Genomic DNA, 21,247 nt, shown 5'->3' with positions numbered 1-21,247 from the left:
TGAGTGGTGTTAAATATGCAGCGCAAACTTGCCTTATTCTGCAGCGGCCTTTTCATTTCATTGCACAGCGCAGCTGCTCCAAATGACCTTTTCCTTCAAGCCAAAAACCTGGCGGCTGGCCCTTCAAGCTCAGCACTGCACGTCACCTTAGCGGCAGATGCGGTCAATGACACAATTGATGTATTTGACTTTAGAGAAAATGAAGGTGTAACTGATACCTCTGCAGGCGACTATCAGGGCTTTCATCTGGCGGCCCAGTATGATTTCAGCCCGGCATGGTCAATTGAAGGCGCCTACTGGCGCCGTGAAATTGACTACAGCGATGACCGCAATAAAATTCACAGCGCCTTGCTGGGCGCCCGCTTCAGCCCGGCCTTTAATTTAAGCCAAGATAATGCGGTCAGCTTCCGCGGCAGCTTCTGGCTGAATCAGGCCGACACGCTGAACAAAACCAGTCCAACCCAAGTCAACGCGCGGACCTTTAATCAGCTCAGCGTTGATTCGCCTGAAGACTGGCAAGTGCAGCTGGACGCCATTTTTTCACGCCGGCTGAACCCGATGAATCAGCTGAATGCTTTCGCCAGCATAGGCTACAGCAAAGTTGAAGTCAGCGGCCTAGACATTCAGGCGCTGTATCAGGGCTGCTTAATGCATATTGCGGTTAACAGCAGCAATCAGTACACCGGAAATTTAGCCCGCCCATGCGATGTCGGCGGCATTATCCTCAACGACATGCAAGTTCAGGGAAACGCCAGTGACTATGGGCTGGATATTCAGCAGGACCTGAACTATGACAGCTATTTTGCCAGTATCGGCGGTTCGTGGAGCTGGCGCTACAAAAAATTTGAAAGCCAGCTGGCTTACCAGTACCAACGCTTATGGCGCGACCGCATTGATGACCGGGTCAGCAGCTTCGGCAATCAGGCTATTAAAGATAATCATACCTTAGGCGCTAAATTCAGCTATGACTTTAGCCCCCACATTACAGGCTTCCTGCAAGGCGAACTGTATCAGCACAATTTTGTCGGGCAAATCCCATTTTTATACAACAGCATCACCGCAGACCGGCTGGATAAGCGCTATGGCCTCGCCTCGCTGGGCGTTCAGCTCCATCATTTTTAAATCAGCCCTCTCCCCGCTTTCAGGCCGCCTTGCATTGACAATGCAAGGCGGTTTTTCAATTCTGAAATGGACTGCGCTGCAGTGCGCCAACGGCAATCCGGGAAAGCAGCGCTTAGTTGAATGCAGCCGGTTAGCGCAAAACCGCATTCAGCCGAGGCGAAAATGACTCTGCAGTCAGCATTGGGCGCTTATCGCCATTGGGTCAGCCCGGCTTTGCCATAGAATAAATGCACACGTGTATTTTTCAGGCCATGCCATGACCCAAATTCTGCAAAAACGCGCTCCCGCACTCAGCATTCGCGCCGGCGCGCTGGCGTGCCAGCTGATCGAAAAACAGGGCCTGCAGGCCAGCCAGGTGGATATTCTGCCCGGCGCGGCCGGCGGGCCAAAAGGCATCGGCATTCAGGGGCTGGATCAGGCGGTTTTCGGAAATTTCCTGCCGCGCGCGCCGCGCCGGCGCACCATTGTCGGCTCATCGATTGGCGCCTGGCGCTTTGCCAGCATCGCAGCCTGGGGCGCAAAAGCGGGCACGGAGCGCTTAGCCGAGCTGTATACCCATCTGCATTTTGACCAAAAAATGTCGCGCTTTGAAGTCGCGGAAATCTGCAAAAATATGCTGATGGATTTGCTCGGCGGACGGCAGCAGCAGCTGATTGATCATCCTCAGCTGCATTTAACCGTGCTTTCAGTCAAAGCGCAGCACTTGTTTGCCAGCGACAAGGCGCTGCCCCTGCTTGCCTCAGTTGCGGGCATCATCGGCAGCAATGCGCTTGGCCGCCGGCACAGCCGCCATTTCATGCAGCGGGTGGTCAGCCAGCCGGCAGCGGGCCAGCAGTTTCAAGTGCAGGATGATTTCACGACCCATTATCAAGCGCTGCATGAGGGCAATGCGCTGGACTGGCTGATGGCCTCCGCATCTATCCCCGGCGTCATGTCGGCCATGCGCGGCATTCAGGATGCGCCGCAAGGCAGCTACCGCGACGGCGGGCTGATTGACTATCATCTGGATCTGCCGTTCAGCAGCCAGGGCATTGTGCTGTATCCGCATTTTACCGGCAGCATTACCCCCGGCTGGTTTGACAAAATGCTGAAAAGCCGCAAGGCCAGCCCGGAAAATCAGGCGCGCACCCTGCTGCTCTCGCCTTCGGCGGATTATCTGCGCAGCCTGCCTCTAGGCCGCCTGCCTGACCGCAAAGACTTTACTTTAAAGGGCCTGGATCAGCAGCAGCGGATCAAGCTGTGGAATCAATCGGTGGCTGAAAGCCAGCGCCTGGGCGATGAATTTCTGGAAATGGCGGAAAAGCAGAATTTTCCGCAGTTTATGCAGCCGCTGTAGGGAGGGTGCGCCAGCCTGAATAGGCTTGTATAATCTTCGGCAATTTCGAAGATATTAGAGTTTTATGCGGATTTTTTTGATTTTCGTGCAGTATGCATGCGTGGCCTTCGCCTTATTCCTGTGCTATCAGATCGGCATGGCGCTGTCTTCTCCTCATTATGATTTAATGGAAGTGGTGGCGGATGCCGGCACGATTTTAATCTGCATCGATTTAGCGGCTTTCCTCTTCAGCAGCAAAAAGCAGGACGGCATCAGCCTGGAAGAATATGCCAGGCAGCTGGAGCAGCCGCCGTCTAAACTGGTGTATGTGACGCGCAAGCTGGGGCATTTGGGCATTATGCTGATTTTAGTCAGCTGGATTGTGCCGCTGCTGCATGCTTAACGCATCCTGAGCGCAATAAAAAACCTCCCATTCGGGAGGTTTTCTTTTAGAAATTAAAGCTTACTTCGAACCTTTAATCCCTGCCTGAAGCAATAATGCGCCTAAGCCGCCGATTTTATTTTCCTGCGGTTTAGCCGCCTGAGGCTTATGGCCATGGCGCGGCGCTTTGTCCTTATGCTCATGATTCTTATCATGGCTTGGACGGCCTTGCGGACGCTTGCCCTGCGGCTTGCGCTCACCGCGCGGTTCCTGATTCTGGCCTTGTTCACGGCGCGGCTGGCGCGGCGCTTTCGGCGCTTCTGAACCTTCAGGACGCATCGACAAATTCACGCGGTTGCGCTCTGCATCCACCGTCAAAACACGCACCTGCACAATTTGACCCGGCTTCACCACTTTATGCGGATCTGCCACAAATTCATTCGCCAGCTCAGAAATATGCACCAAGCCGTCCTGATGCACGCCGACATCCACAAATGCGCCGAAATTGGTCACGTTGGTGATCACGCCTTCCAGCTGCAGGCCTTCAGTCAGCTGCGATACCTGGGTGATGTCATCACGGAACTTCGCTGTGCGGAACTCCGGACGCGGATCGCGGCCCGGCTTTTCAAGCTCAGACAAAACATCCTGAATGGTCGGCAGGCCGAACTGCTCATCGGCGAAGTCTTCCGCCTTGACTTGGCGGATGATTTCACTGTTGCCGATAATGTCTTTTACCGCCGCCGCTTTAGCTTCGGCAATTTTGCCCACTAAGGCATAAGATTCTGGGTGAACCGCAGAGGCATCCAAAGGCTCAGAACCGTCCTGAATGCGCAGGAAGCCGGCAGCCTGTTCAAAGGTGCGCTCGCCCAGGCGCGGCACATTTTTCAGCGCCTGGCGGTTGTCAAAGCAGCCGTTTTCCTTACGGTATTCAACAATCTGCTGCGCAATGGCTTTATTTAAGCCTGCAATGTAGCCAAGAATGGCAGCCGAAGCGGTATTGACGTCTACGCCGACCGCGTTCACGCAGTCTTCAACTACAGCATCCAGCGTATTGGCCAAACCGGTCTGGTTGACATCGTGCTGATACTGGCCTACGCCAATCGATTTCGGATCAATCTTCACCAGCTCCGCCAGCGGGTCCTGCAGGCGGCGCGCAATCGACACTGCGCCGCGGATCGAAACGTCTAGGTCAGGCAGCTCATTCGATGCCAGTTCAGAGGCTGAATATACCGACGCGCCTGCTTCAGAAACTGAAACGCGGGTCAATTTCAGGTCAGGGTTAGCCGCCATCATCTCCGCTACAACCGCCTCAGTTTCGCGGCTGGCTGTGCCGTTGCCGATGGCGATTAAATCCACATTGAATTCGCGGCATAAGCGCGCAAGCTCTGCAATTGAGCCGGCTTTGTCATCTTTCGGCGCAAATGGATAAACCGTGCTGTGCGCCAGCACATCGCCGGAAGCATTGACAACCGCCAGCTTCACGCCGGTGCGGATGCCCGGGTCTACGCCCAGCGTGCAGCGCGCGCCTGCAGGCGCAGACAGCAGCAGGTGGCGCAGGTTTTCCGCAAACACCTTCATCGCTTCAGCTTCCGCAGCCATGCGCTTTTCAGTCAGCAGCGAGTGCTCAATTGCTGGACGCACCTTGCCCAGCCAGAACAGCTTGGCGGTCTGCTTTAAAAAGTCCTGGCGGCTTTGCGGCTGCACCGCGTCAAGGCTGTATTCAGTTTCAATGCGGGCCAAAGGCGCATGGTCTTCGCCGTCAACCTTTAAGCCCAGCACATTTTCCTGGCGCCCGCGCAGCATCGCCAATAAGCGGTGCGAAGGCACTTTGTTCAGGTTTTCTGAAAAATCAAAGTAATCGCGGAATTTTTTGCCGACTTCTTTTTTCTCGTCGCTTGCCACCAGGCTTTTCAGCACTGCGGTTTTGGCGAATGTTTCTTTCAGTTCAGCGGTCAGGGCAATATTCTGCGCCCATTCATCAATCAGGATGTGCTGAATCGCGTCCAGCTGGCTTTCCGCATCCGGGTAATCTTCATGGCTGAAGCCGGCCAGCGCTTCTGCAGGGTCAGCCGCTTCCGCAAGGATTTTTTCCGCAATTGGGCCTAAGCCCGCTTCTTTGGCTTTAAATGACTTGCTGGTGCGTTTCGGGCGGTAAGGCGCGTAGATTTCTTCTAATGCATTTTTAGTTTCGGCGCCGTTTACCCGGGCCAGCAAATCGTCCGATAATTTGTCTTGTTCTTTCAGCGACTCAATGACTTTTCCGCGGCGCTCATATAAATCACGTAAATACGATAAGCGCGTATCGAGCTGGCGCAGCTGCGTATCGTCTAAGCCCTGCGTGACTTCTTTACGGTAACGCGCGATGAATGGAACGCTGGCACCCTCATCAATCAGTTTAATGGCCGCTTCAACCTGATTTGGACGTACGGCAATTTCTTTTGCCAACTGCTGAACTAAGTCAGTCATCGTATGTGATCCCACAAGGATAAGTTCTAAAAGCCATGATTATAAAGACCAAGACCATAAAATCCACAACTGTTTTTATTAATTTGCCCGCGGTTTTAATTGCCAATTCACTGCAATTTCACATTTTTGCCTTAAAGTTTTAACGAAACATGAATTTAGGGGCAGGAAGCGCGCAGAATATTCCGCCAATGCATGTATGTATTTGGTATCTATGTCTTGATTTTAACTGCAATATTTGTTGCTTTAGAACATAGTAAACAGATACAAATGAATCGTATACTCAAGCGACGCCAACTTTTGTTACGAAGACAATAAAGAATAAGGAGCACATCATGAGTTTAGTGGTACCTGCTGAAAAAACTGATGCCGTACACGCCGACACTGACCGCGTTGAACGCATTCTGGTTGTCGATGATGATGTGCGCTTGCGTACGCTGCTGCAGCGCTTTCTGGAAGATAAAGGCTTTGTGGTCAAAACTGCGCACGACGCCACGCAAATGGACCGCCTTCTGCAGCGGGAACTGTTCTCTCTGATCGTGCTGGATTTCATGCTGCCGGTGGAAGACGGCTTAAGCATCTGCCGCCGCCTGCGCCAGTCCAATATTGATACCCCGATCATCATGCTGACCGCGCGCGGCAGCGACTCCGACCGCATTGCCGGGCTTGAAGCGGGCGCAGACGATTACCTGCCGAAGCCGTTTAACCCGAATGAGCTGCTGGCGCGCATCCGCGCGGTGCTGCGCCGCCAGGTGCGTGAAGTGCCGGGCGCGCCGAGCCAGCAGATGGAAGTGGTCAGCTTTGGCCCGTGGTCGCTGGACCTGTCAACCCGCACCCTGACCCGCGAAGGCCAAGTGGTGACTTTAACCACCGGCGAATTTGCCGTGCTGAAAGCCCTGGTGCAGCATCCTCGTGAACCCCTGACCCGCGACAAGCTGATGAACCTTGCCCGCGGCCGCGAATGGGGCGCCATGGAGCGCTCGATTGATGTTCAGGTATCGCGCCTGCGCCGCTTGGTGGAAGACAATCCAGCGCGCGCGCGCTATATTCAGACCGTTTGGGGCGTAGGCTATGTCTTTGTTCCAGATGGCGCGGAATAATTAAAGCATAGGGCTCCGTAAGCTTGCGCTGCGGAGCCCTTTTAGGCTTTACAGTATGCCTAAGCTGCGGCGCGGCATGCTGCGCTTGAAGAAAATAAAACCGCAGAAACTGTAAAGGCTGAACACTTCCCGCCTCAAACAGCTGCCGATGGCCTGAGCGCGCATCTGATGCGGTTTACTGTACAAGCGCTTTAAATTTGAATCCAGGATACAGCGTGAAACTCGACCCCATTGACCCGCAGGAATTTACCAAATACGCGGCCTATCAGGAAAAAAAGCGCACCCATTGGGAGCGCTTTTTAGACAAAGTCAAGCCGCGCTCAGCCGCCATGCGCACCACCGTACTGGTGCTGTCGGTTGTCTTCTTCAGCCTGTTCATGTCCCTGTGGTTCTTCTGGCGCACCCTGTACCTGCCCGAAATTCAGCAGCATGCGCGCTATCTCGCGCTGGAGCTGGAGGTGCTGAACAACCCTGAGCTGCGCATGTTCCACAACAATGCCGAAGTCGACATTGAGGCCTGGCTTAAAAACCGCGTCGGGGTGGAATATGTCACCGACCCGAAGGAATACCCTTCTGTCCGGGAAAAAGTCATTGCCGAGTTCTTCACCAATCAGATTGAAGACAAGCTGTCCAAGGAACTGAAAATTGATCAGGCCACGGTTTATTTTCAGTTCAAGCCCAGCCCGCGGATTTGGGTGCAGACGCCGGAAATGAACGGCAACTGGGTGCGTGAGCCGCTGAAAACCTACGCCAACTACAGCCCGGAGCTGATTTTCGCCTGGCTGCTGGGCGTTCCGCTGATTTCCGCCGCCATCATCCTCACGCTGGTGCGCCAGCTGAACCGCCCGCTGAAGCGCCTGCAGGACGCCGCCAACAGCTACAGCCGGAACGGCACAGCGCCTTATTTGGAAACCAACCATGGCCCGCAGGAAATCCGCGAAGTCAATCAGGCCTTCAACCACATGATTTACACTCTGGATCAGACCGAGCGCGACCGGCGCATCATGCTGGCGGGCATTTCGCACGACCTGCGCACGCCGCTGACCCGCATCCGGCTCAGCGCCGAAATGATGCCGGATGACGACTTTTTAAAAGAAGGCCTGATTTACGATGTCGAGGACATGGACGCCATCCTGAATCAGTTCATTTCCTTTATGCGCGACGGTTCAGACGAAGAGCCTCAGGACACCGACATCAACATGCTGCTGCAGGAGCTGATCATTCAGTTCAAGCCGCTGGATATCCGCTTCACGTCGCAGGAGCTGCCGGTCATTCAGGCCCGCAGCCTGTCGCTGAAGCGCCTGATCGGCAACCTGATCAACAACGCCAAGCGCTACGGCGCAGAGCCGATTGAGATTTCCGCGCAGGCCGATGATGAACAGCTGCTGATCAGCGTGGCTGACCATGGCGAAGGCATTCCCGCAGATAAAATTGCCGACCTGATGCAGCCTTTTGTGCGCGGCAATGACGCGCGCACCGTGCAGGGCAGCGGCCTAGGCCTGGCCATCGTCAAGCGCATTGTCGATATCCATGAGGGCCAGCTCTTCATCCATAACCGCGCGCAGGGCGGACTGGAAGCAGTCATCTCGCTGCCGCTGAAAAAACCGCAAAGCGATGAAGTTTTGAACAGCAGCCCTTTGGGCAAAATCAAGCAAAGCCTGAGTGAACGCTTTTAACAAGCGTTCAAATATCAGGCAAACGGCTTTTGCCTAGCCTTTAACCACCCATTATTTTTATATTAAAAAACAATAGATTAAAAATCATAAAAAAATCTTATACCCGCATTTTTTCAAAAAATTAGACCTTAGCCTAACAGGTATGCAAAATGCCTTTTTTGACCGGTACAATCCGTATCAGTTTCAAGAATTCCACGAGAGTAAAACATGTCTTTAGATCGCATTCGCTTAGCATCACTTCACGATAAAGTCATCAGCGCTGAACAGGCGGCTGCCTTTATCAAAGACGGCATGACAGTAGGCATGAGCGGCTTCACCCGCGCAGGCGAAGCCAAAGCGGTGCCTTTGGCGCTGGTTAAGCAAGCGCAGGCAAACCCGCTGAAAATCACCCTGATTACGGGTGCGTCTTTAGGCAATGACCTCGACAAGCAGCTGACTGAAGCCGGCGTTCTTGCGCGCCGCATGCCGTTCCAGGTCGACAACACCTTGCGCAAAGCCATCAACAAAGGCGAAGTGATGTTCATCGACCAGCATCTGTCTGAAACGGTTGAGCAGATGCGCAACCTGCAGCTGAAAAAGCCGGATGTAGCGGTGATTGAAGCGGTTGCGATTACCGAAGACGGCGGCATCATTCCAACCACTTCTGTCGGCAACTCGGCCAGCTTCGCGATTTTCGCCAAAGAAGTGATTGTTGAAATCAACACCAATTTAAGCCCGGCATTTGAAGGCCTGCACGATATCTACATTCCTTCATACCGCCCTACCCGCCAGCCGATTCCATTGACCAAAGTGGATGAGCGCATCGGCACGGCTGCCATCAATATTGATCCAGCAAAAATCGTCGGCATCGTATTCAACAGCGAACTGCACGACTCTCCGTCTACAGTGACTGAGCCGGACGACGAAACCCAGGGCATCGCCAACCACCTGATCGCTTTCTTTGAAAAAGAAGTGGCTGAAGGCCGCCTGCCTAAAGACCTCGGCCCGCTGCAGGCCGGCATCGGCTCTATCGCCAATGCGGTATTGACTGGCCTGAAAGACTCCAACTTTGAAGACCTGGTGATGTACTCTGAAGTGCTGCAGGACTGCACATTTGAACTGATTGATGCAGGCAAAATGAAGTTCGCTTCTGGCTCTTCAATCACCCTGTCTGCAAAATACGGTGAAAAAGTATTCAACAACTTAGAGCAGTACAAAGACAAGCTGGTGCTCCGCCCGCAGGAAATTTCCAACCATCCTGAACTGGTGCGCCGCTTAGGCATCATCGGCATCAACACCGCGCTTGAGTTTGATATTTACGGCAACGTCAACTCAACGCACGTCTGCGGCACCAAAATGATGAACGGCATCGGCGGTTCAGGCGACTTCGCGCGCAATGCGCACTTGGCGATTTTCGTGACCAAGTCAATTGCGAAAGGCGGCGACATTTCTTCAGTGGTGCCGTTTGCCTCGCACATTGACCATGCAGAGCATGACGTAGACATTCTGGTGACTGAACAGGGCCTGGCGGATCTGCGCGGCCTGGCGCCGCGTGAACGCGCCCGCGCGGTTATCGACCACTGCGCTCACCCGATGTACCGCGACGCATTGAATGACTACTTTGACCGCGCATGCGCCAAAGGCGGCCAGACCCCGCACATTCTGCGCGAAGCGCTGTCTTGGCACATCAATTTTGAAGAAAACGGCCATATGCTGGCGCAGCAGCCGGAAGCTAAAACCGCTTAACCGCTGACTGAACAGAAAAAACGCCCCGCGGGGCGTTTTTTTATTCAGATCACATTTAAATTCATTCCGTTGAATTCTGCTTTAAATACATTTAAATATAATCCTGCAGGCAGCGTCCCTGCTTCAGCTGATCAGTAAACGATGATTTCTTTGGCCAGCGCCTCCCCCATTTGCCTCAGGCCGTCCACACTCAGCGAAAACTCAATCACGCCGATGGACACCACGCCGCGCCTGATCTCCAGCCATATTTCCCCGCGCTCATCGGTGCGGAATGCCTGCGTCAGGGCGCTGATGCCGCCGGCCTCCGGTCCGGAAATCTGGCGGATTTGATCTTGAACCTGAACGGGGGGCGCGCTGTCAGGATGGTCAGCCGCGCTTCCGGCCTGGCCGGAAACCATGCGCAAGGCGCTGTCATCCAAATGCTCCAGCTCCCTGACCGGGTATGAAGCCATTGCGCGGCATGCGCCGCCCGCCAGAAGCAGGCAGAAAACAGTTTCTTTCACCATATACTTCTCCTTCGCTTCAAAGCGGGGCTGCTTTTGCAGCAGCCCCGGCCTGATTTAAATTAGCACCTTTTTGATCAATTAATAATCACCGCTGGTCTTTTATTTATTAGCGCTGGTAAACAATAGCAGCTGGAACATGTGAAACAATCGGCATTTAAAATATTAAGCAACTGTTTTTAAATATAAAAAATAGAATCCCTGAAAGGCAGCATGCAGCTTATTGTTAAACTTTTTTCAGCGGATGCCCCCGCCTTGAGCGCCAAGGCGATTGCTGCGCAATGCCGGCTGCCGGATGCAGCCCCTGAATGAATAAAACCGGCCCTTTTCAGAACCGGTTTCACTCACTCCGCTGCAAAAAGCGGCTTCCTCTTCAGCTTAAACAGCCCCTTACCGGGTTTCAGCTTCCGGCAGATACTGCTTATGCTGAATGAAATTGCGGTCGCGCGGCATCAGGCAGGTGCATAAAATTGCGACCGCCGCCATGCTCAGCATATAGGCTGAAATCAGATGCGGGCTGCCGCCGCCAATGCTCAGCAATTTTGTGGCCGCCATCGGCGCCAAGCCGCCGCCCAGCACTCCGGCAAACTGCACCGAAATTGAAATGCCGCTGTAGCGGATTTCGGCGGGGAACTGGCGCGCAAACAGCTGCGCCTGCGGCGCATACATAATCGGAAACACCACGCCAATCGCCAGGACAATGGCCGTCCAGACCAGCAGCGGATCTTTGGTATTGAGCATGCTGAAAAACGGATAGCAGTACAGCGCCAGCACCAGCAGGCCGAACATGAACATATTGCGCTGGCCGACTTTATCTGACAGATGCCCGCACAGCGGGGTCATCAGCATGATTGCGCCGGCGCCGCAGATTGTGGCGAACAGGATTTCCTGACGCGGAATGCCCAGCTGCGTGGTGGTATAGGCCAAAGCGAAGGTCGACGCCATGTAGAACCATGCATTTTCAGCGGCGCGGGCGATAATAATCGTCAGCACTTGTTTAGGATGGTTTTTAAATACCTGCAAAGCCGGCACTTTGATTTCTTTGCTCTGCGCCTTCACTTTTTCAAAGTCAGGCGACTCAGGAACTTTCACCCGGATATACCAGCCCACGCCCAGCAGCAGGATGCTCGCCAGAAACGGCAGGCGCCAGCCCCAGCTGAACAGGATAGGCTCCGGCATCAGGGAAACCAGCCATAAAGCCATTGAAGCCAGCATTAGTCCGCCGCCGGCGCTGGCCTGCGGCAGGCTGCCCCAGAAGCCTTTTTTGCCTTCCGGCGCATGCTCCACCGCCATCAGCACGGCGCCGCCCCATTCACCGCCCATGGCCATGCCCTGCACAAAGCGCAGGATTACCAGAAGGAAGGCCGCCCAGTAGCCGATGGATTCATAAGTCGGCAGCAGGCCAATCAGCACCGTCGGCACCCCCATCAGCAGCAGGGTCAGCAGCAGCATGGACTTGCGCCCGACTTTATCGCCGAAATGGCCAAATACAATGCCGCCCAAAGGCCGCCCGATGAAGCCGACCGCATAGGTCGCAAAAGCCGCCAGCACGCCCGACAGCGGGTCTAAGTTAGGGAAAAACAGTTTATTGAAAATCAGCGCGGCGGCAGCGCCGTAAATGAAAAAGTCATACCATTCTATCGTCGTGCCCACCATGCTGGAAATTCCAGCCAGGCGGTGGGAGGGCTGACGTGGCGCTGTTCCTTGAACCTGTTGCATATTTACCTCTCTTCCATAGCCGGCAATATTCTTATTTAAAATCCATGCTGTTCATTTTATTATTTTCAGGCTGCGCATTCCCTCCTGCTGCTTCGAATTCAAAGCCCGCTGCGCCTGTTCAGCTGCGGCGCTATGAAATGGCGGTTAAATTGTCAATGATGCTGGCCAGCTTTGCATTGCTGGACTGCCATTTCGGCTGCTTGTCCTTATCAATCAGAAGGGCGCGCACGCCTTCAATTAAATCGCCGTGCTCAAACCAGATGTCCTGCAAATCGCGCTCCAGCTGCATGCACTGTTCCAGCGCCAGGCCGCGCCCCGCCTGCTGCAGCTTCAGGCTGCTCTGCTTGGCGACCCAAGAGCGCTGCTGCAGCATCTGGAGCGTCCGCGCAGCCCAGGCCTGATGCGCCGGATCGGCTTCATGCGCCAGGCTGCCTTCAATTTCCTCAATGCTCTGATGGGAAAAATGCCGGTGAATCAGGTCTGACAAGGCCCGGAGCTGGCTGGCCTCCGGCGCGGTAATAAAGCGTGAAATCAGCTGCTCAATCTGGGCTTTTTCAAGGCTTGGGGCCGCGGCGATGGCAGACAGCAAGGCCTCCAGGCGCTCGCCCGGCACATGATAGTCAATCAGATCCAGATACAGCGCGTCGCTGCTGCTGATCTGCTCGCCGCTGACCGCCAGATATACCCCCATGTCATCCAGCCGCGACAGGAAATGCGTGGCGCCGACATCCGGAAAAAAGCCAATTGCGGTTTCAGGCATCGCAAAGCGCGATTTTTCACTGCTGACCAGGATATGGCAGGCCTGCGCCAAGCCCAGGCCGCCGCCCAGCGCATAGCCGTCCAGCAAGGCCAGCACCGGTTTTGCATACTGGCGGATGGCGCTCAGCATCGCGTATTCGGCAATGAAGTACTCGCGGTAATCGCTGCTGCCATTTTTATAGGCATCGTACAGATAGCGGATGTCGCCCCCGGCGCAAAAGGCTTTCGGGCTGCTGGAATTGATTAAAACCGCCTGGATGCCGGCGTCATTGCGCCAGCACTCGAATTGCGCGCGGATGCCTTCAATCATCTGTATCGATAAGGCATTTAAATGGCTGGGGCGGTCCAGGGTAATAATGCCCAAAGCGCCCTGCACCGTAATGATTAAGTTATTTTCATGATTCATAATCTGCTTCCCGCCCTTTATTGATTGGAAAATTCAGCGGCGCGCTTTTCGATGAAGGCCCGCATCCCTTCCTTTTGATCCTTTGTGGCAAAAACTGAATGGAAGGTGCGGCGCTCAAAACGCAGCCCTTCCGCAAGGCTCACTTCAAAAGCGCGGTTAATCGATTCCTTGATCATCATCACCGCAGTCAGGGATTTTTCAGCAATTTTTTCCGCCGCCTGCAGGCTTTGCGCCAGCAGCTCCTCTTTCTTGAATACCCGCGCCACCAGTCCGCTCTGTTCCGCTTCGGCGGCGCCCATCTGCCGCGCGGTCAGGCACATTTCCATCGCCTTGGCTTTGCCCACCGCCAAGGTCAGGCGCTGCGTGCCGCCGATGCCCGGAAGCACCCCCAAGGTGATTTCAGGCAAAGCGAATTTGGCGTTGTCGGCGCAGTAGATGAAGTCGCACATCAGGGCCAGCTCGCAGCCGCCGCCCAGCGCATAGCCGCTCACCGCAGCCAGCAGCGGCTTGCGGCGCTGCGCAATCCGGTCGGCCAGGCTGAAGAAATCATCAAAATAGATATTCGGAAAGTCCAGCTCCGCCATTTCCTTAATATCCGCGCCGGCGGCGAAGGCTTTTTCTGAGCCGGCCAGCACAATGCAGCCAATTCCCGGGTCTTTTTCCAGCTGGTCCAGCGCCTGGTTGATCTCGCTGATCAGTTCAGTATTCAGCGCATTCAGCGCCTGCGGGCGGTTCAGGGTAATCAGCCCCACGCCGTTGTTCTTTTCCAGCAAAATCGTTTGCCATGCCATCATCGTTCTTATCCTTATTCCATTTATAAGCTGCGCGCAATCACCAGGCGCTGAATGTCGCTGGTGCCTTCATAAATCTGGCAAATCCGCGCATCGCGGTAAATCCGCTCAATCGGGAAATCTTTTAAATAGCCGTAGCCGCCGAAAATCTGCAGCGCCTGCGAGCACACGCGCTCCGTCATTTCCGAGGCGAACAGCTTGGCCATCGAGGCTTCCGTCAGGCAGGGCTGGCCGGCTTCCTTTAAGCGCGCCGCATGGTGAACCAGCTGCCGGGCCGCCTCAATTTCGGTGGCCATGCTGGCCAGGCGGAAGGAAATCGCCTGCTGTTCAAAAATCGGCTTGCCGAAAGCGCAGCGCTCTTTGGCATAGCGCGCGGCTTCGGTTAAGGCTGCGCGGGCCAGGCCGACCGCCTGCGCGCCAATGCCGATGCGCCCGCCTTCCAGATTAGCCAGGGCGATTTTCAAGCCGTCGCCTTCCTTGCCCAGCATCAGGCTTTTGTGGATGCGCACATCGGTTAAGGCAATCTGGCAGGTATCGGAAGCGTGCAGCCCAAGCTTTTCTTCCACCCGGATCACTTCATAGCCGGCGCTGTCGCGCGGGACTAAGAAAGCGCTCAGGCCTTTTTTCCCCGCGCCGGGGTCAGTCACGGCAAAGACGATAATGACCCCCGCATTATGCCCCGAGGTAATGAACTGCTTGGCGCCGTTTAAAATGTAGTCATCGCCGTCCTTCACCGCGCGCGTTTTGATGGCGGCCGCATCGGAACCGGTATGCGGCTCGGTCAGCGCAAAAGCGCCGATCATCCGGCCCTGCGCCAGCGGCGTTAAAAAGCGCTGCTTCTGCTCATCCGTGCCGAATTTCAAAATAGGCACGCAGCCGACGGAATTATGCACGCTCATAATCGCCGAGGTCGCGCCGTCGGCAGCCGCCACTTCTTCCAGCGCCAGAACATAGGCCAGATTGCCGGTGTCGGAACCGCCCCACTGTTCAGGCACCAGCATGCCCATAAAGCCCAGCTCGCCCATCTGCTGCAGGGCCTGCGCCGGAAAAATCCCCTTGGCGTCCCATTCGCTGGCGTAGGGCTTGATCTGCTCCTGCGCAAAGCTCCGCGCCATATCCTGAATCAGTACCTGTTCTTCGGTCAGCTGCATAAATTCATTCCTTTAAATTGCTGTATTAGATTGCGCTGCCGGCGCCCTGCTGCTTGCTGATTTCCTGATTGCGCAGCAGGAAGCGCTGGATTTTTCCGCTCGGAGTTTTCGGCAGCTCCGCCACAAACTCCACCAGCCGCGGATAGGCGTGCGCGGACAGGCGCTTTTTCACAAACTGGCTCAGCTCTTCAGCCAGATGCGCCGTCGGCTCCAGCCCTTTGGCCAGAATAATAAAGGCCTTCACCACTTCGGTGCGCTCAGGGTCAGGCACGCCCACCACCGCGGCTTCAATCACCGCGTCATGCTCCAGAAGGGCGCTTTCCACATCGAAGGGGCCAATCCGGTAGCCGGAAGTGGTAATCACATCATCGCTGCGCCCGACAAAGCTCATGCTGCCGTCGGCATGGATTTCCGCGGTATCGCCGGTTAAGTAATAATCCCCGACAAACGGCGATTTCCGGCTTTCCTTATAGCCGCCGAACCACATCATCGGCGACTGCTTCAGGTCGATGGCCAGAATGCCCGGGGTATCCTCAGCCAAGGCATTGCCCTGCGCGTCAATCACCGCAATTTTATAGCCGGGGCTGGCAAAACCGGCAGCGCCGGCGCGGATCGCGTGCTGAAGGCCGTGATGATTGCACACCACCATGCCGACTTCAGTCTGGCCGTAATGGTCATAAATCGGCGCGTCCAGAAGCTGGTCAAACCAGCGGATCACTTCAGGGTTCAATGGCTCGCCGGCGCTGCTGACGCGGCGGAACTGCCCGTGCAAGGCCGCCATTTTCTGCTGATCCGCAGCCATCATCATGCGGTAGGCGGTTGGCGCGCCGGCAAGGTTAGTAATTTGATAATCCTGCACAATCTGGCAGAAGCTGTCGATGCTGAAGCCGCCTTCATAAAACAGGGTGGCATGGCCCAGCAGCAGCGGGCCGGTAATCGCATAGTACAGCCCGTATGCCCAGCCGGGATCTGCAATATTCCAGAAGGAATCATCTTCCGCCAGCCCCACGGCATCCTGCATATAGCGGCCAAAGGCGATCAGCGCCTTGAGCGGCACTTCCAGCGGCTTGGCCAGGCCGGTGGTGCCTGAGGTAAACATCAGCAGGAAGGGGTCGTTGATGCTGCGCATGGTCAGTTCACACTGCTCCGGCTGCGCATCCAGCGCCTGCCAGAAATCAATGTCGCCTTCGGGCAGGCCTGAGCCATCGGCAGCCGCCACAGTAATAATGGCCGGACAGTCCGCCACTTCATCCAGCTTGCTGCGGTTGCCCATATCGGTCACCACAAACTTGCTTTGCGCCAGCTGCACGCGGTGCTCAATGGCTTTGGGGCCGAAAGCGGTAAATAAAGGCTGATATACGGCGCCGATGCGCCAGGCCGCCAGAATGGTGATCACCAGCTCGGCCGTGCGCGGCAGCAGCCCGGAAACGCGGTCGCCGGCTTGCACGCCCTGCGACTTCAGGTAATTGGCGAATTGGCTGGCGCGCTGCTGCAGCTGCTTAAAGGTGTACTGTTCCTTGCGCCCGTCAATGCCTTGCCAGTAAATGGCTACTTTGTCCGACGCCGCGTGGCGGTCGCAGCATTCATAGCAGGCATTCAGCGCATCCAGCGAGCCTGAAAGCAGCTGGGCCGCGGCCTTATTCAAGTCAAATTCTTTAGCAGCTTCTTGATATTTCAACATAATTTCAACCTCAGTCTAGCGTTGTTCTTATTCACGACAGAGTTTTTATTTTTTCAAGCGGCCATCCTCTGGCCCGGTCCGGCAGTCAGCCCGCATGCGGCTGATACTGCTGGATTACGCTTGAAAAGTCCAAGTGGCTGCCGCCCTTCAGGCACAGCTGCTGGTAAATCTGCTGCACCAGCCCGCCCAGCAGCACCGGCTGCTTGGCCTGCGCTGCCGCTTCAATCGCCAGGCCTAAATCCTTCAGCATCAGCTGGTTGGCGAAACCGTCCTGATAATCGCGGCCTGCAGGCGCATTTTCACTGATGCCCGGCCACGGATTGCAGACTTCCGAACTCCAGCAGCGCCCGCTGGAGCTGTTGACCACGCCAGCCAAGGCCTGAGGATCAATGCCCAGCTTCGCGCCCAGCGCCATGCCTTCAGCTACTGCGGTCATTGAAATGCCTAGAATCAGGTTGTTGCAGATTTTTGCGATCTGGCCGGCGCCGACCGCGCCGCAGGACACCGTGTTCTTGCCCATTAAGGCCAGAACCGGCTGCGCAGCCGCATAGGTCTGCGCGTCCGCGCCCACCATAAAGGTCAGAGTGCCGGCTTTGGCGCCAATCGTGCCGCCTGAAACCGGCGCATCGCAGACCTGAATGCCCTGCTGCTGCGCCTGCGCGGCAATGTCTTTAATGCTCTGCGGGTCAATGGTGCTGCAGTCGATGCATAGGCTGCCGGCCTGCAAAACCGCCAGCACGCCCTCTTCGCCCAGGTACACTTCGCGCACATGCTTGGCTGCCGGCAGCATGGTGATGACGATATCGGCCTGCCGGGCGGCCGCCTGCGGACTGTCGCAGACCACCCCGCCGCCGGCTGCAAAATGCTGCAGCGCCTTTTCACTTAAATCATAGCCGAAAACATTTTCCCCGGCTTTCAGCAGGTTCTGCGCCATGGAGCTGCCCATGTTCCCTAGGCCAATAAATGCAATATTCATGCTCGCTCTCCTTAGCGCAGATTAATCGTAGTATTGACTTCGGCAGTTTCCTGCGTGTCTTCAAACCAGCGGCTGGTCACGGTTTTGGTCTGAGTATAAAACTGCACCGCCTGCTTGCCGTAGGGGCCTAAATCGCCGAGTTTTGAACCGCGCGAACCGGTGAAGCTGAAGAACGGCACGGGAACCGGAATTGGGATATTGATGCCGACCTGGCCAATATTGATCTGATGCTGGAAGGCGCGCGCCGTGGCGCCGCTTTGCGTGAACAGGCCGACGCCGTTGCCGAATGGATTGGCATTCACCAGCGCAATGGCTTCTTCCAGCGTATCGACGCAGATGATCGCCAGCACAGGCCCGAAAATTTCTTCCTTATAGATGCGCATACCGGCAGTCACTTGGCTGAAGATGGTCTGGCCGACAAAGTTGCCCTGCTCATAGCCTTCAACCTGCACGCCGCGGCCGTCAAGCAGCAGCTTGGCGCCTTCCGCAACGCCGCTGCTGATTAAATCCTCCACCCGCTGCTTGGCGCGCGCTGAAATCACCGGGCCGATATCGGTATTCGGCTCATGGCCGGCATTGACGCTGAGGGTTTTGGCCTTTTCCACCAAAGCCTCAATCCAGTTTTTGCTTTCGCCCACCATCACCGCAACAGACAAGGCCATGCAGCGCTGTCCGGCCGCGCCGAAAGCCGCGCCAACCAAGGCATTTAAGGTCTGCTCCTTATTGGCGTCCGGCATGACCACCGCATGGTTTTTCGCGCCCATCATCGACTGCACGCGCTTGCCGTGCTGCCCAGCCAGGTTGTAGACATGCGTGCCGACATGCGTCGAGCCGACAAAGGAAATCGCCTGAATATCCTTATGCGTGCACAGCATATCCACCACTTCCTTGCCGCCGTGCACCACGTTTAAAACCCCGGCCGGCACGCCAGCCTGCACCGCCAGCTCAACCAGCATCATGGTTGAAAGCGGGTCCTGTTCAGACGGCTTCAGCACAAAGGTATTGCCGCAGGCAATCGCCATCGGGAACATCCACAGGGGAATCATTGCCGGAAAGTTGAATGGCGTAATGCCCGCGCACACACCCAAAGGCTGCTGCAGGGTATAGGTGTCCACGCCGCGCGCCACGCCTTCAGTATATTCGCCCATCTGCAGGGTGCCAATGGAGCAGGCATGCTCAACCACTTCCAGCCCGCGCTGAATGTCGCCTTCGGCATCCGCTAAAGTTTTGCCCTGCTCTGCAGTCAATACTTTGGCAATCTCTTTGGCATTGGCCCGGATCAGCTCCTGAAGCTTCAGCATAATGCGCATGCGCGCCTGAATTGGCGTCTGGCGCCAGTCTGCAAAGGCGTTCTGCGCCGCCGCAATGGCCGCGTTCACCTCATCCGGCGTGGCGAACGGCACCCGCCCCAGCACTTCCTGCGTTGCCGGATTGACAATATCCTGCCACTGCTGCGTTTTTGATTCGACAAATTCACCGTTAATTAAAAGCTGCGCATTATTGAGCTGTATTTTATGAACCGCGTTCATGGCCTCTCCTTGGGTCATCATTTTTATTGTGCCGGCGCTGCAAAAAGCTGCATCATCAATGCCGCTGCCTGCCGGCGCCTTGAAATTCAGACTAGCAAATATCCCTTTGACCACCTACGCAAATTAGTGCACGATTAATGTGCGAATTTGCACAGGATGTGGCAATACAATGAAAATCGACTGGGATCATTTACATTTTTTTCTGGTCTTGGCGCGCGCTAAAACCCTGACCAATGCGGCCCGGATTATCGGCGTCGAACACAGCACCGTGGCCCGGCGCATTCAGGCGCTGGAGCTGGCTTTAGGCACGCAGCTGTTCAGGCGCGAAGCCACCGGCTATGAGCTGACGCTGGAAGGGCTGGCCCTGGTGCCGCGCATTGAGCAGATGGAGCAGGCCTATCTGCAGATTGAAAAGCCGCACAACCCGCTGGAAGGCCGTGTGCGAATCGGCACACCCGAAGGCTTCGGCACGGCCTTCCTTACCGGGCTGCTGGTGGAGTTTTCCCGGCTCTATCCGTCGATTACCATCGACCTGATTCCTGTGCCGAAAATGGTCAAGCTGTCGCACCGCGAAGCCGACATTGTCATTTCAATTGACCGCCCGAAATCCGGCCCCTACATCATCACCCGCCTGACCGATTACTGCCTGAAGATTTACGGAAGCAAAGCCTATCTGGCGGCCTCCCCTGCAATTCACAGCCTGGAAGATTTAAATCAGCACCGCTTTGTAAACTATATAGACGACCTGGTTTACAGCCCGGAACTGTACTGCCTGGAGCGCCTGCCGCTGCAGCTCACGGCGAATTTCCGCAGCAGCAGCATCCTGGCGCAGCAGCTGGCGGTGAGCGCCGGCGCCGGCCTGGCGATCCTGCCGAAGTTCCTTGCCGAAGGCAAGCCGGAGCTTGAGCAGGTGCTGCATCCGCAGATCCGCTTTACCCACACCTTCTGGATGCTGACGCTGGTTGACCTGCAGCATGAGCCGCGGATTAAGCTGGTGTGGGATTTCCTGCGCAAGCAGGTCGATGCGCAGCAGCATTTGCTGATGGATTTAAGCGCTGCCTGATCTGCAGGCTTAAGATGCAAATGGATTGCCGGCATCTGCAGCCGGCCGCGCAGTGCGCAATGAACGGGCGCTAAAGCGGCGGCTGCATTTTTCCGGCCGTTCCGGCTTTAAATTTTCTGCGCAGCCCCCATCTATCCCCCAAGCAAGAAATAGAGATAGCGCATGCGTGTAGATATTTGGTCTGATGTGGTTTGCCCATTTTGCTATATCGGCAAAAAACGCCTGGAATCGGCGGCGGCTGAAGCCGGGGTAGAACTGGAAGTGCACTGGCACAGCTTTGAGCTGGATCCGGATGCGCCGGCCCGCCAGGAAATTTCCAACTCAGAGCGCCTGGCGCAGAAATACGCCCGCACGCTGGCGGAAGTTGAAGAGATGCAGCGCAATATCGCCGCCATGGCGCAGCAGGAAGGCATTCAGTTCAACTGGGAAAACGCCAATTCCGGCAATACCTTCAATGCGCACCGCATTATTCATCTGGCGCAAAGCAAAGGCTTGGGTTCAGAAGCGGAAGAAGCGTTTTTCTTCAGCTACATGACCCAGGGCTTGCCGATTGGCGAACGCGAAACGCTGGAAGACGTCGCTTCACGCATCGGCCTGAATCCGGTTGAGGTGGATGACCTGCTGGATTCTGACCAGTATGCCGACTTTGTGAAATTTGATCAGGAAGTGGCCCGCGATCAGCTGAAGGTGACCGGCGTGCCTTTCTTTGTCTTTGATCAGCGCATCGCTTTGGCCGGCGCGCAGCCGAAAGAAGTGTTCCTGCAGGTGCTGGAAAAAGCCCAGGAAGCGCCGGCTGCGGATCATGCGCCTCAGTGCGCGGATGACGCCTGCGGCCTCCCTGAGAAATAGCCGCCAGCAGCAGCAGTTTGAAAATCCCCAGCTTTGG

At 55.8% G+C, this 21,247-nt stretch carries 17 protein-coding genes; 8 read left to right on the top strand and 9 right to left on the bottom strand.

The window, feature by feature from the left end; translation table 11 throughout:
• Positions 1 to 15: 15 nt before the first annotated feature.
• From BEN74_RS12300 to BEN74_RS12290, 3 genes are all read left to right on the top strand, one after another.
• A complete protein-coding gene (locus tag BEN74_RS12300; protein ID WP_068909810.1) occupies positions 16 to 1,122 on the top strand; it encodes a hypothetical protein in 1,107 nt (368 codons plus the stop codon).
• Between the two features lie 256 nt (positions 1,123 to 1,378).
• Entirely contained in the window at positions 1,379 to 2,458 is a 1,080-nt protein-coding gene (locus tag BEN74_RS12295; RefSeq protein WP_068909953.1) for a patatin-like phospholipase family protein, read from the top strand.
• Between the two features lie 64 nt (positions 2,459 to 2,522).
• A complete protein-coding gene (locus BEN74_RS12290; protein WP_068909813.1) occupies positions 2,523 to 2,840 on the top strand; it encodes a hypothetical protein in 318 nt (105 codons plus the stop codon).
• 60 nt (positions 2,841 to 2,900) lie between these two features.
• Here the strand turns inward: BEN74_RS12290 and BEN74_RS12285 are convergent, their stop codons facing one another.
• Positions 2,901 to 5,285, bottom strand: coding sequence for a Tex family protein (locus BEN74_RS12285; protein ID WP_068909815.1), 2,385 nt, complete (start codon positions 5,283 to 5,285; stop codon positions 2,901 to 2,903).
• Between the two features lie 332 nt (positions 5,286 to 5,617).
• Here BEN74_RS12285 and ompR point away from each other — a divergent pair, with 332 nt between their 5' ends.
• The 3 genes from ompR to BEN74_RS12270 all read left to right on the top strand — a co-directional run bounded on the left by ompR (position 5,618) and on the right by BEN74_RS12270 (position 9,783).
• Positions 5,618 to 6,382: a two-component system response regulator OmpR gene (gene ompR / locus BEN74_RS12280; protein WP_068909817.1), complete on the top strand. Its 765-nt coding sequence runs from the start codon at positions 5,618 to 5,620 to the stop codon at positions 6,380 to 6,382.
• A 215-nt stretch (positions 6,383 to 6,597) separates the two neighbouring features.
• Positions 6,598 to 8,058 carry an ATP-binding protein gene (locus BEN74_RS12275; protein ID WP_068909820.1) on the top strand — a complete coding sequence of 487 codons (1,461 nt, stop codon included), beginning with the start codon at positions 6,598 to 6,600 and terminating at the stop codon, positions 8,056 to 8,058.
• A 207-nt stretch (positions 8,059 to 8,265) separates the two neighbouring features.
• On the top strand, positions 8,266 to 9,783 hold the full coding sequence (locus tag BEN74_RS12270) for an acetyl-CoA hydrolase/transferase family protein (RefSeq protein WP_068909822.1): 1,518 nt from the start codon (positions 8,266 to 8,268) through the stop codon (positions 9,781 to 9,783).
• Positions 9,784 to 9,914: 131 nt separating this feature from the next.
• On the opposite strand, the gene BEN74_RS12265 is transcribed toward BEN74_RS12270, so the two are convergent.
• The 8 genes from BEN74_RS12265 to BEN74_RS12230 form a co-directional block, all read right to left on the bottom strand.
• The gene (locus tag BEN74_RS12265; protein ID WP_068909824.1) at positions 9,915 to 10,289 is read right to left on the bottom strand and encodes a hypothetical protein; all 375 of its coding nucleotides are present in this window, start codon (positions 10,287 to 10,289) and stop codon (positions 9,915 to 9,917) included.
• Between the two features lie 387 nt (positions 10,290 to 10,676).
• Entirely contained in the window at positions 10,677 to 12,005 is a 1,329-nt protein-coding gene (locus BEN74_RS12260) for an MFS transporter (RefSeq protein ID WP_068909827.1), read from the bottom strand.
• Between the two features lie 130 nt (positions 12,006 to 12,135).
• The gene (locus BEN74_RS12255) at positions 12,136 to 13,170 is read right to left on the bottom strand and encodes an enoyl-CoA hydratase/isomerase family protein (RefSeq protein WP_068909829.1); all 1,035 of its coding nucleotides are present in this window, start codon (positions 13,168 to 13,170) and stop codon (positions 12,136 to 12,138) included.
• Between the two features lie 17 nt (positions 13,171 to 13,187).
• Complete coding sequence (locus BEN74_RS12250) at positions 13,188 to 13,961, bottom strand: enoyl-CoA hydratase (RefSeq protein WP_068909956.1); 774 nt, start codon at positions 13,959 to 13,961, stop codon at positions 13,188 to 13,190.
• Between the two features lie 23 nt (positions 13,962 to 13,984).
• Complete coding sequence (locus tag BEN74_RS12245; protein WP_068909831.1) at positions 13,985 to 15,112, bottom strand: acyl-CoA dehydrogenase family protein; 1,128 nt, start codon at positions 15,110 to 15,112, stop codon at positions 13,985 to 13,987.
• A 25-nt stretch (positions 15,113 to 15,137) separates the two neighbouring features.
• Positions 15,138 to 16,793, bottom strand: a complete 1,656-nt coding sequence (locus BEN74_RS12240; protein ID WP_068909834.1) for an AMP-binding protein — start codon at positions 16,791 to 16,793, stop codon at positions 15,138 to 15,140.
• 85 nt (positions 16,794 to 16,878) lie between these two features.
• A complete protein-coding gene (gene mmsB, locus BEN74_RS12235; protein WP_068909836.1) occupies positions 16,879 to 17,769 on the bottom strand; it encodes a 3-hydroxyisobutyrate dehydrogenase in 891 nt (296 codons plus the stop codon).
• Between the two features lie 11 nt (positions 17,770 to 17,780).
• Positions 17,781 to 19,298 carry a CoA-acylating methylmalonate-semialdehyde dehydrogenase gene (locus BEN74_RS12230; RefSeq protein ID WP_068909838.1) on the bottom strand — a complete coding sequence of 506 codons (1,518 nt, stop codon included), beginning with the start codon at positions 19,296 to 19,298 and terminating at the stop codon, positions 17,781 to 17,783.
• A gap of 169 nt (positions 19,299 to 19,467) precedes the next feature.
• Here BEN74_RS12230 and BEN74_RS12225 point away from each other — a divergent pair, with 169 nt between their 5' ends.
• A complete protein-coding gene (locus tag BEN74_RS12225) occupies positions 19,468 to 20,361 on the top strand; it encodes a LysR family transcriptional regulator (RefSeq protein WP_068909841.1) in 894 nt (297 codons plus the stop codon).
• A gap of 162 nt (positions 20,362 to 20,523) precedes the next feature.
• Positions 20,524 to 21,210, top strand: a complete 687-nt coding sequence (locus tag BEN74_RS12220) for a DsbA family oxidoreductase (protein WP_068909843.1) — start codon at positions 20,524 to 20,526, stop codon at positions 21,208 to 21,210.
• Positions 21,211 to 21,247 lie beyond the last annotated feature (37 nt).

The organism is Acinetobacter sp. WCHAc010034 (genome assembly GCF_001696615.3).
GTDB lineage: Bacteria > Pseudomonadota > Gammaproteobacteria > Pseudomonadales > Moraxellaceae > Acinetobacter.
This window is presented reverse-complemented; position numbering and strand designations above follow the sequence as displayed.